Here is a 10805-nt window from a genome sequence, read left to right on the forward strand (position 1 = left end):
CAGCCTGTCACCAGGTCACTGATCTCGTTCGATCACTGACCAGTTAGGACTTACTCGTCTAGCGGAGGCGTTGCAGGAGTCGCAGGTGCTGGTGGGACCGCTCACCGGCGACGAACTCCGTGAAGCGATCATCCAGCCCGCGGTGCGCGCGGGCTACACCGTGGAGAGTGCGCTGCTGGCGACGTTGTGCACCAATGCTGACGGGCGGGCTGGTGTCCTTCCTCTGCTGTCGCATGCCCTGCTGGAAACCTGGCGGCGACGACGCGGCAACACGCTCACACTTGCCGGGTTCCAGGCTTCCGGGGGCATGGACGGCGCACTGGGCCAGACGGCCGAGACACTCTATGCCAGCCTGGATGTTGGTCAGCAAGCCTCGGCCAAGGCTCTGATTCTACGGCTCACCGCCCTGGGCGAGGGCACGGAGGACACCAAACGCCGCATCGGCCGAGGCGAGTTGGACGCAGACGATCCGCATCTGGATGCAGTGCTCGAGCGGTTGGCGGTGGCGCGGCTGATCACCCTGGACTGCGACACCGTCGAGCTCACGCATGAGGCGCTCATCCGGTCCTGGCCACGGCTGCACCGCTGGCTGAGCGAGGACCGTGAGGGCCTGCGGATCCATCACCGGCTCACCGAAGCCACAACGGCGTGGGAAACCCTGGACCGCGATCCCGGTGCGCTCTACCGCGGGACGCGTCTGGCGCTGGCGCGGGACTGGGCCCAGCGTTGTGACCCGCCGCTGTCCACCCCGGAGCGGCGGTTCCTGGAGGCCAGCATCGCCGCCGAGGTCGCCGAGCGATCCCTGGTGCAGCGACGCGCCCGGCGGCTGCGTCAACTGCTGGTGGTGCTCACCGTGTTGTTACTCCTGGCCTTCGCCGCTGTGGGCTACGCCGTGCACGCCCAGCGCCTCGCGGCCCAGGAACGCAACATCGCCCTGTCCCAGAAAGCCGTTGCCGAAGCCGCTGCCCTGCGCGCCACCAATCCCGCGTTGGCCGCTCAGCTCGGTCTTGCCGCCTATCGCCTGGTCCCCGCCTCGCAGACCCGCGACAGCGTGCTGAACGCCTTCGCCACCCCCTACGCGACCCGACTGACGGCGCACACCGACGTCACCACCCGAGCGGTCTTCCGCCCGGACGGCCGACTCTTGGCCACGACAAGTCGGGACGGGACAGCGCGCTTGTGGGAGGTTGGTGATCCGCATCACCCGCGTGAGGTCGCCGTCCTGTCCTCGCACACGGCACCGGTCCAGGGCGCGGTGTTCAGCCCGGACGGCCGGCTGCTGGCGACCGCGAGTTGGGACAGCACAGCGCGCCTGTGGGATGTCACCGAGCCACACCAGCCCCATGAACTCGGCGTTGTTGCCGGCCATACCGACGCCGTCTACTCGGTGGCGTTCAGCCCCGACGGAAACGTCCTCGTCACCGGCTCGGCCGACCGCACCATCCGGCTGTGGGATGTGAGCGACCCGCGCGAACCACACCCTTTGGCAACGCTCGACGACGGCGTCGACCATCGCTGGGCCTCGAACATCAACAAACCTGTCGGCGCGATCTGGAGCCCCAGCGGAGCAACGCTGGCGACCATCACCGGGGACACCTCGGTGCGCTTGTGGGACGTCAGCAACCCACACCAACCCCACCACCTGACCACCCTCACCGGCCACACCGACGTCATCTGGTCGGTTGCCTTCGGCCCCGATGGCCGCGCCCTCGCTAGCGCGTCCGCGGATCGGACGGCACGACTCTGGGATCTCACCGACCCCCAGCAGCCCCAGCAACTCGCCGTCCTCACCGGCCACACCAACGACGTCATCTCCGCCACCTTCAACCCAGACCGGCACGTCCTGGCCACCGGCAGCACCGACAGGACGGTGCGCTTGTGGGATGTCAGCAACCCGCGTCAACCACGAGAGCTGACCTCCTTGGCCGGCCACACCGACATGATCTGGTCGGTCGCCTTCAGCCCGGACGCCCGCACCCTAGCCAGCACCAGCGATGACGGCACCGTTCGGCTCACCGACCTCTCCGGCCGTGTCCTCACCGGCCACACCAGCGCGGTCTACTCGCTCATGTTCAGCCCCGACCGTCGCACCCTGGCCACCGCGTCCGCGGATCGGACGGCACGACTCTGGGATCTCACCGACCCCCAGCGACCCCAGCAACTCGCCGTCCTCACCGGCCACACCGACGAGGTGTTCGCCACGGCTTCCAACCCTCGCGGTGACATCCTGGCCACCGCCTCAGCGGATCACACCGTCAGGCTGTGGGACCTCACCGACCTCCATCAGCCCCGACCGCTCGTTACCCTCGCTGATCACGCCGAAGGCGTCACGGCGGTCGCGTTCAGCCCCGATGGGACGGTCCTTGCGTCCAGCTCCACGGACCGCACCATCCGCCTCTGGCGGATCACCGATCCACGCCAGCCGCGCCCCCTGGCCACACTGTCCAGTGAGTCCGCCGGCTTCATGTCGGTTGCCTTCAGCCCGGACGGCGCGCTCCTCGCCGCCGGCTCAACCGATCGCACCACACAGTTGTGGGACATCACCAACACCGAACAGCCGCAGCCGATCGCCACGCTCCCCGGCCACAGCACGGCGACCAGCTTCAGCCCACACGACTGGGTCCTGGTGACCATGTCACCCGACCACACCGTCCGACTATGGGACCTGGCGAACCCGCGCAAACCCAAGTCCCTGGCCAGCCTCCCCGGCCACACGGCGACAATCCAGAACGCGGCGTTCAACTCCACCGGAACAGTCCTGGCCACCACAGGCAACGACCACACCACTCGCCTCTGGAACCTCGCCAACCCGCGGCATCCCGAACAGACCGCGACCCTCACCGGCCACACTGACACCATCCATGCCGCAGCCTTCCACCCCGACAACACCACCCTCGCCACCACCGGGGCCGACCACACGATCCGTTTGTGGGACACCAGCATCGAACAAGCCACCGCACGAATCTGTAACGTCATCGACCGCCCCATCACCCAGGCCGAGTGGGACCACCACTTCCCCGGCCTGCACTACCAACCACCCTGCCGACAGAATCACCGTGATTGACTGACCGAGATCGTTCGGGGCTGTAAAATAATCGGCTCGGTGCCCGCCGGCGCCGGAGGACCCGGCGGCTCGGGAACGGTCAGCCGCTGGACGCCGGACCGACCGCGGGCGCACCGCAGTTCCACGCCTTCACCGAGGATGGCGGAGCAACAAACCCGCTGGGGGCCAGGATGATCGGCCCAGCTCTGGGTTAGCGAGCAGCTGGGCAATCTTACTGTGCGGTAGCTGGAAACACGGGCAAACCCCCGGGACCGGGGGTGTGCCCTCCGACGGTTCAGCGTTACTACCAGCGCAGCCCGATGGACGCGGTCATCCACGGGTTCTTCGAGACGTACAGGTGAGTCCAGCCGGGGTTGAGCCCATGACAGAGCCACGACTGGGCGGGGTCGTCGACCTTAAACGTCACCACGCAGTGCTTGAACTGCCCGTTCGCCCCGCTGAGGTACCACTTCGCCTCGAACCCACCCTTGCCGGGGTCGATCACGTCGACGTCCACCGCGATGGTCCCACCGGGGAAGTGGGGTGTCTCCAACACGCACATCTCCTGCGGCGGGACCGGCCCGCAGGTTGCGGTCAGGTGCGCGGGCGCCTGGGCCGCCTGCGCCGCCCCGACCCCGACTGTCGTCCAGGTCACGGCCGCCACCAGAGCTAGCAGCAGGGTGATGGATCTTCTGAACACTGTCGTATCCCCTTCTCACACGTGGGCGCAGGCGTCCTTGCCGATCCGGGTCCATGTCCCGTTGTGGTTGTTGCGCCAGAACCTCACACACCACTTCTCACCGTCGAACGTGTAGGTGTTGAGCTCGTGCCGCCACGACTCGTAGGGGTTCCAGTACCGATCGACGCTGTCGGCGACGTGCATCTCCCCGATGCCGCCGTAGCGGACGAGCTGGAAGTGGCCTGTGGAGTCCCCGGTCCCCACGTGGGGCTTAATCCTGGAGATCGCCCGCAGGATCGTCTCGCAACCAGGCCGGACGATGAGATCCAGCGCGATCTCACCGGACTCCCCATGACTGCCCCCACATCCCGGCACGGGTGCGGCCGGCTCCTGCGCAACCGCCGCAGGCGTGGCCGCCACGCTGGTCAGCGACGCCAATCCGACCGCCAGCGCAATGCCTCGACGCAGTGTCATCAGTGTGTTCCTTCCTCGGAGTGCACTGCTGCGTGCGGGGGCCAGCGTCGACCCCCGACATCGTTGGTGTAGCTGGTCAACGTTGTGCACGGTCGAGGGCCGGTCGGCGAACAACAAGCCGTACACAACCCCGGCCTGCCGCTACGGTCTGCGACGTGCCATCACCGCGAGGGGACGCTGGGAGCGAGCCCGATTGCTCAGGCCGTCGGTGAGAAGAACGCCGAGGTAGCCGGGGATGGTCCGGGCTCGGCGGGGTATGTGTTGGCCGAGTTCGCCAAGGCGCTGGAACACGCGATCGAGGCCGTGGAGAAGAGCGTGAGCAACTACGACAACGCCGAGTTGGGTAGCGTGAACGCGGTCAACAGGGCGGGGCAGAGATGACGGTGGGCAGCAGTTGGTGAGCACGGTGGCTGGGCCTGGGGGGCTCGTCGCCGCGGTAGCGGTGACCCTGGCGGCGTGCCAGACGGGCGGCTCACCCAGCGCCTCCGACCCCACGGGAAACACCACCGTGGAAACGACTTCCCCCAGCCGCGCGGCCGGAAGCGGGACCGCTGACTCCCTGACGCAGCTCGACCCCTGTGAGCTGATCACGGCGGCGGAGGCGAGCACGCTGGGGCCGCCTCCGCGGGGGACGGAAGACACGGTGATTGCGACCGCACCGCGCTGCAAATGGAACGTGCCGGGGAACGAGTGGCTCCTTTCTCGACATCGTTCTTGACCACAAGCGCGGAATGCATGAACTGAAGCCCGGAGCTGCGAAGATCACGGAGGCGCGGGTGGGCAAGCACGACGGGCGCCAGGCGGAGAAGACCAACCGGGATGGGCGCTGTCAGGTCGATCTCGCGATCGGTGACACGTCGAGTGCGAGTGTGGGGGTGGAGGCGAACGCCACCCCGAAGGCGTGCGACGTCGCGAGGAAGGTTGCCGAAACGATCGAACCCAAGCCTCCGTGATGGTGCCGCGCGGCGGGGCGCTCCCGCTCGGGAGACCCCGCCGCACTGTGCCATCATCACGAGGGTTGGTGTATCGGCGCCTCTTTTCTCTTCCGACGGTTGGGGTTGTGAATCCGCCGGAAAGTGTTTCTCGCTCGCTGGTGAGATTTTGGCGGTGAGCAGGTGGCTAGGTGCCCTCGTTGAGGAGTTGGTGGACCTTTGAGGGTTCTGGGAAGTCTTCCGGGATGGCGTCCATGAGGAGTTCGTTGGCGGGTTGGCCGAGCCAGTAGCCGGAGTTACGGCGTTCGCCGATGCGTTGGACGGATCTCGGGGCGGCCTGCCCGCTGTACACCGTGACGGCCGATGACGGGATCTATTGGGCCTCCAGTGCCCGTGCTCTGGCTCCCCTGACTGACGTCGCCAAGCTTCGCGGCAACGCTGACCTGTCGGGTGTGTTGAAGAGGCTGCCCGGCCTGCTCTCCCACGCCACCAACCACGCGCACGCTCTCGGCGCTCCCCGTGCGTGGGCCATGGTCGCCGAGGCATACAGCACCGTCTATTGGCTCGCCGCTCGTCATCGGTGGATGGGTCTCGCCGAGCTGGCGGTACTCAAGCAGCGACTCGCGGCCGAACGCGCGGACCCGCTCACGGCCGCCGTCGCCGCGCGAGACCACGCGGGAACCTTCCTCAACTCCGGGGACTTCGCGGGTGGCCTCGCCATCGTGGACCGGGCCATCACCCAGGCTGAATCCTCCACGCAGGGGCGAGACAAGTCGCTGAGCCTGGGCGTGCTTCATCTTCGCGGCATGACCCTTGCCGGGCGCATGGGAGACAAAGCCGAAGCAGAACGTCACAAGATCGCCGCCTGGCGCATGGTCGAAGAGTTTCCCTACGAGGTTGATCTCCACGGAATCCAGTTCGGACCGGAGAACACCGCAATCCACGTCGTAGCAACCTCAGCCGACCTGGAACAGCACAGGGACGCACTGAAGGTGATGGACGACCTGAGCCGCCGTACCCTCACGCTGCCGGCGACACGGATCGGCCCTCTGCACATGAACGTGGCCAGAGCAAAGCTGGCGCTCCGTGACCGCGACGGTGCGCTGGAGTCGCTGGTGAACGCATGGGACGCCGCTCCGCAGATGGCCAAGGTTCACCCGACGAGTCAAGAGTTGATGCGGGTCCTCATCTCGCTTCACAAGAGAAGTAATCCACTTCTTGTGAAACTGGCGAAGAAGGCGGGTGTATCCGTCTAGCGTCCCCATTGCCCCGACCGCGTCGCCAAGTTCATCGGTAAGCACAGGCCCCGGTAGCCGTGTGTGAGGCTGCCGGGGCGCTGTACGTCAATCGGGTTCAGGCGTGGACGGGTGCGGAGATGTTGCCTTCCGAGCTGAACGCCACGGTCGGAACGGTCGGAACCGGGGCCGCTGGGGCGTCTTCCTGGGCGGCGGGCTGCTCTGTGACGTGGTGGCGGTTGTGGTAGGCGTCCACGATGTCGGCGGGGATGCGTCCGCGGTCGGACACCGGGTGCCCGTTGGCCCGTGCCCATTCGCGGATCGCCTGAAGTTCTTCCCGGCGTGCTGCCGTGGTGGCCCTGGAGGGCCGGCGGTGGCCCGCCCCCTGGGTGGATGTGCCCCCGGCCCGTCGTGCGGCAGCAATGAATGCGGCGAAGGCGCCGCGCAGTCTGCCGGCGTTGGACTCGGACAGGTCGATCTCGTAGGTCACGCCGTCCAGTGCGAACGTGACCATTTGGGTGGCGGGCCCGCCGTCCAGGTCGTCAACGAGCTGGATGGTGACTCTCTGCGCCATGCGTATTCTACCGTTCTGTGTTGTCTCAACGAAAAAGGAGCCCCCGTCCCCAGCAGGTGGCCGACCCCGGTCTGTCGTGAGTGAGGAGGGAGGCGACACCGGGGCGGGTACTCGTGACGCGCGCGGGGAGGACGCGCCACGACAACCAAGATTAGCGCGCCGGCCTACCGGAGTTTCCCAGCCGGGGATGGGCAGGAGTCGGCTAGCGGTGCTGTGAGGACGCCGAACCGGTGAAACGTTCCGGCAATTGTCGCCGCGTGTGGTTACAGTCCCGGCCATGGTTCGCCCCGGCGTGGTGCTCGGCCGCTACCTGGCCGTCGTCCTCCAGTTCGCGAGCGCGCACGGGCGGCCCCGGGAACGTGCCGGGCTGGTGGAGTTGGCGCGTGCGGTGCTATCCGGGGACGGCACGGCGTTGATTACGTTCCTCCACACGGCGCGGAAGTGCCTGGCGGCCCACGACGCGCCGCCGGGGTTGTGGGATCACCACGGCGAAGCGCTGGCGGTTGTGGTCGACCTGGTGGCCGAGGGCGCCCCGCTTCGACCATTCGACCCCGGTATCCGCGCCGCGTTGGTGGCCACCTTCCATGCCACCCGTGTCGCACCGCACGAATTCCCAGTGCGCTGAGATGATTCGCAGCCCGTGGCCCGGTGGGAGCGGATATCCCTAAACGACGGGGCATGTGTCGGAGTATCCCGAGTGCGCCGAGTAGGCGAATCCATGCGGTGGTACCGGCCGGGATGTCCGCCCTGCATGATCCTCCACGGCCGACGAAAAGAGGGGGTCGGCTGTTCATGGGGAGAGGGATGACTGTGCGACTGCGAGGTTTGTTTCTCAGTGTTGCACTGGCGTTAGCCAGTGCGCTTTATGGTGCGGTGCCGCAGGCTGCCGCGGCCGAGAATGATTTGTACTGGTCGGCCGACCCTCCAGGTGTAAACACGAATACGGGTGTGGTCGTGTCTGCCCCGCCGTAGGGTGCGTGCGGGACGGGTTCGGATGAGTACAAGCACGTGCGGACGTTCTCCGGCACTGCTCGGCGGCTGTGGGTGTTGTACTGCGGAGGGCCGAAGTACAGCAGCACCCCGACCTGGGGATACCGGCACATTCTGTGGCGACACAGAGGCGATTTCGAAAGGATGGCGGCCGGAACCTACCAGAACTGGCGAGATGTCGCCGATCTTGCCATGGATGCCATCGCGAAAGACCCCGATGCATGGGGAGACGCCGGAGCCGGTAAAAACTGCCGATCTCGACTCATTTACCTCTACAATCGACGCACGGGCCAGCTGGTGCGGACACAGATCGTGATTCAGCTTTCCGCACATCAGAGCGGTAAGAGCAACAGGATTATCACCGCCTACCCGCGCGGTCACCAGTGCTAGTATTCACCGCATTGTCTCTGCTATTGTCGCGAAATGGGCACTGACCAGACCGGCTCTGAGGTAGCGCTGGTGCGTTACCTCAGAGCACGAGGGTTCACCGTCGACGAAGAACATCCCGACGTCTACGTCGTCACCGCCTACCGGGGAACCCCGATGCCGCTACGGCCCCGCGTGCGCCTGCCCCAGCCACTCCTCAACGAGTACCTGGAGATCCTGGACCGCACCCCGGGCGCCACCGGGGGCCTGAGCGCACTGTCACTGACCGAGACCCATCTGGAAGAAGCCCTGACCGCTGGTGTCGACGGGCAGAACCGCACCACCGCGGTCGGTGTGCGACGCGGACCGACAGGCGACGTCGAATGGTTCTGGGACCGCCAGCCTTCGCCACCCCCACCGGACTACGGCGCTGCCCCGGACGACCTGGAGTGGCGGACCGACCGGCCCGAGTAAGCAACCGGGGCCGAACTCTGGACAGGCGAAGGTCCGACCGAGGGGCGGTGCCGGGAGGTTTCGTGCGCACCGCCCCTCGGCCGCCGACAGTGATCACGTGCCCCATCGCCCGCAACCCCGTCATTGATCGGTGGCTACAGATACCCAGTTCCAGCAGGTCCGGCACCTCATTCTAGATCTCGATCAACTCACCAGATTGACCACCGCCGCGCGCCGATTGACCTCTTCGTGTTCGGCGGGTGTCTTCTCCCTTCTTCAGCCCCTTCCGGTACTTTGACGCTGGGTGGTGAGTACCGCTCGCCGTACCCGGTCCCAGAGGTGACAGTAGGTGGACTCCGAGAGCTCGCCGCCCCGGATACCGCGGAGGAGCCGTCCATCGGGGCCGGCGCCGAAGCGGATGATGTGTTCACAGAACAGGTAGCTCTGCTCCGGCGGACAGGGCACCGGGCAGATGTCACCGATCTCGCGGCCTTTCAGCGGCCGGTCGTCACGCCTGCGGCCGGTGTAGCTCCACGCTGATTCGGGGCTGGGGGAGCTGCCCTCAGCGTGGATCTCGCCCCACGCGTCCTCGGGTGCCAGCCACCACGGCACGTCCGGGTTCCACTTCTCCCAGGCCAGGACCAGGTGGGCTTCGGTGAGGTGAACGGCTTCCTCGGGCCGCGGGCCAGCGAAGTACAGGCAGCCGAAGAACGCCAGCAGCCGCGGTTCGCTGGGTTCCTGCCCGGGAACACCGCGCAGGGAGCATTGCATCTGATGCGAATGGGCGCAGACTGTTATACGCGGCTCCCGGCGTGTTGAGCGGGACCCGCAGCGCCGCCGCAGGTCCCGCCTCTTTCAAACAGTCAACAGCTAAGACTACGAACGCCGATGGAGCATCAGTCGACTAGAAGCGTATGCCCCGCGTCAGGCTACGCTCCTGCGCACAAATGCCACCTTTGCCACCTACTTCCGGTCCATGAGCTACACCAACGGCGGTTGTCCTTGCCGATAACCTCCACCGTCGGGTAGTTCCGCCAGTAGTAGGCCACGATATACCGCTTTGCCCATCCCCCCATGCTCGTCCAGCGCCGAGCTCCTTCCCGAGCCCGGTATACCTTGTGATTGCTACCAATGGCGAACACCTCTTTGTGCCCTTGACGCCACTGCTTAACACGGACACACTTCTTGACTGGACAGGCGCTGCACCCCCGTAAACCCCACCACGTCATAAATCTGTACTTACATCCAGCGACATTCGGCCCGCCGCGGACTTCACTGATCTGCACTTCCGATTTCGTCCGTTGCGAATGTTCAGCGGAGCTCGTCGTAGCACCGAAAACGGTGAGACCCGCCGTGATCGCCATAACCACGGCGATCTTGACCCCTCCCATTAGCATAAGTCCACCCTTTCTGTTCGAGTAAAGTTCGTGCCATCTACAACAATCGAAATAAATGAAGTCATCTGCAAAGGGCGGCGAACGCGTCCACCTGCTGTGCCGCAACAACCCCCACACGAATCCTCCTCAACACCGCCAACGCCACAAAAGTGCCGCTCCTGCTGACTCCGGGCGCCCGACCAGCAGCCAGTCCATCTCGTCCGGCGTCGGCGCGAGCCTCCATCAAGTCCCGCAACGACACCACCCGGGCACCCTCACGCCCGCACGACCCTGACCCCAGCAGCGCGGCGGCAAGCATGACGTTCTCTATTTTTGCAGGTTGATCTCCTCTGGTATGGGGAGTAGATAAGAGACTGGAAGTCCGCCATCGTGTCGACGCGGTTGACCCGGGGGCAACCGGGGTCACCTCTACAGACCAGTGGAAAACCCGCCAGAACTCTTCGCAGTAGATCCTGTGGCAGGGTTGGGGAACACGCTTTTGCGCGTGTCCCGTCACCAGTGCGGCGCAGGCCGCAGCCCCATACTGGGGGAAACAGTTCCGCCTCTGTGAGGAAACTTGGGGTACATGACAGATATCGGACAGGTCTAGCACGCTCGGCTAACGACCTCGTGCATGGTTGGCGCCGGCGTTGGGATGATCTTGGTGTGGGTCGTGTCGGTGT

General features: G+C 66.0%; 10 protein-coding genes and 1 pseudogene. 7 read left to right on the plus strand and 4 right to left on the minus strand.

All coding sequences use genetic code 11. From position 1 onward, the window contains the following. Window positions 1–31: 31 nt before the first annotated feature. Entirely contained in the window at window positions 32–3064 is a 3033-nt protein-coding gene (locus IEY55_RS30825) for a WD40 repeat domain-containing protein (RefSeq protein ID WP_373290090.1), read from the plus strand. 283 nt (window positions 3065–3347) lie between these two features. On the opposite strand, the gene IEY55_RS30830 is transcribed toward IEY55_RS30825, so the two are convergent. Then, the gene (locus tag IEY55_RS30830; protein WP_189062117.1) at window positions 3348–3743 is read right to left on the minus strand and encodes a hypothetical protein; all 396 of its coding nucleotides are present in this window, start codon (window positions 3741–3743) and stop codon (window positions 3348–3350) included. A 15-nt stretch (window positions 3744–3758) separates the two neighbouring features. Continuing rightward, the gene (locus IEY55_RS30835) at window positions 3759–4196 is read right to left on the minus strand and encodes a hypothetical protein (RefSeq protein ID WP_189062118.1); all 438 of its coding nucleotides are present in this window, start codon (window positions 4194–4196) and stop codon (window positions 3759–3761) included. A gap of 84 nt (window positions 4197–4280) precedes the next feature. Here IEY55_RS30835 and IEY55_RS30840 point away from each other — a divergent pair, with 84 nt between their 5' ends. The 4 genes from IEY55_RS30840 (at window position 4281) to IEY55_RS30855 (ending at window position 6384) form a co-directional block, all read left to right on the plus strand. Continuing rightward, window positions 4281–4577: a hypothetical protein gene (locus IEY55_RS30840; protein ID WP_189062119.1), complete on the plus strand. Its 297-nt coding sequence runs from the start codon at window positions 4281–4283 to the stop codon at window positions 4575–4577. 61 nt (window positions 4578–4638) lie between these two features. Further along, entirely contained in the window at window positions 4639–4914 is a 276-nt protein-coding gene (locus tag IEY55_RS33175; RefSeq protein ID WP_373290091.1) for a DUF3558 family protein, read from the plus strand. A 13-nt stretch (window positions 4915–4927) separates the two neighbouring features. Beyond that, window positions 4928–5149 (plus strand): DUF3558 domain-containing protein, encoded by a 222-nt coding sequence (locus tag IEY55_RS30850; RefSeq protein WP_229686927.1) that lies wholly within the window; start codon window positions 4928–4930, stop codon window positions 5147–5149. A gap of 332 nt (window positions 5150–5481) precedes the next feature. Continuing rightward, complete coding sequence (locus IEY55_RS30855) at window positions 5482–6384, plus strand: transcriptional regulator (RefSeq protein ID WP_229686928.1); 903 nt, start codon at window positions 5482–5484, stop codon at window positions 6382–6384. A 211-nt stretch (window positions 6385–6595) separates the two neighbouring features. Here the strand turns inward: IEY55_RS30855 and IEY55_RS30860 are convergent. Further along, window positions 6596–6937: pseudogene (locus IEY55_RS30860) on the minus strand (histone-like nucleoid-structuring protein Lsr2); the annotation flags it as partial. 277 nt (window positions 6938–7214) lie between these two features. On the opposite strand from IEY55_RS30860, the gene IEY55_RS30865 reads away from it, so the two are divergent. Both IEY55_RS30865 and IEY55_RS30870 read left to right on the plus strand, forming a co-directional pair. Next, window positions 7215–7562 (plus strand): hypothetical protein, encoded by a 348-nt coding sequence (locus IEY55_RS30865; RefSeq protein WP_189062123.1) that lies wholly within the window; start codon window positions 7215–7217, stop codon window positions 7560–7562. A gap of 788 nt (window positions 7563–8350) precedes the next feature. After that, entirely contained in the window at window positions 8351–8767 is a 417-nt protein-coding gene (locus IEY55_RS30870) for a hypothetical protein (RefSeq protein WP_189062124.1), read from the plus strand. A 255-nt stretch (window positions 8768–9022) separates the two neighbouring features. On the opposite strand, the gene IEY55_RS30875 is transcribed toward IEY55_RS30870, so the two are convergent. Then, a complete protein-coding gene (locus tag IEY55_RS30875) occupies window positions 9023–9517 on the minus strand; it encodes a hypothetical protein (protein ID WP_189062125.1) in 495 nt (164 codons plus the stop codon). Window positions 9518–10805: the final 1288 nt, after the last annotated feature.

Source organism: Longimycelium tulufanense (genome assembly GCF_014645795.1).
Classification (GTDB): Bacteria; Actinomycetota; Actinomycetes; order Mycobacteriales; family Pseudonocardiaceae; genus Longimycelium; species Longimycelium tulufanense.

Coding starts and splice junctions, on each gene's coding strand:
- IEY55_RS30865 (WP_189062123.1), top strand. CDS start 7,215: ATGGTTCGCCCCGGCGTGGTGCTCGGCCGCTACCTGGCCGTCGTCCTC.
- IEY55_RS30870 (WP_189062124.1), top strand. CDS start 8,351: ATGGGCACTGACCAGACCGGCTCTGAGGTAGCGCTGGTGCGTTACCTC.
- IEY55_RS30850 (WP_229686927.1), top strand. CDS start 4,928: ATGCATGAACTGAAGCCCGGAGCTGCGAAGATCACGGAGGCGCGGGTG.
- IEY55_RS30875 (WP_189062125.1), bottom strand. CDS start 9,517: ATGCAATGCTCCCTGCGCGGTGTTCCCGGGCAGGAACCCAGCGAACCG.
- IEY55_RS30835 (WP_189062118.1), bottom strand. CDS start 4,196: ATGACACTGCGTCGAGGCATTGCGCTGGCGGTCGGATTGGCGTCGCTG.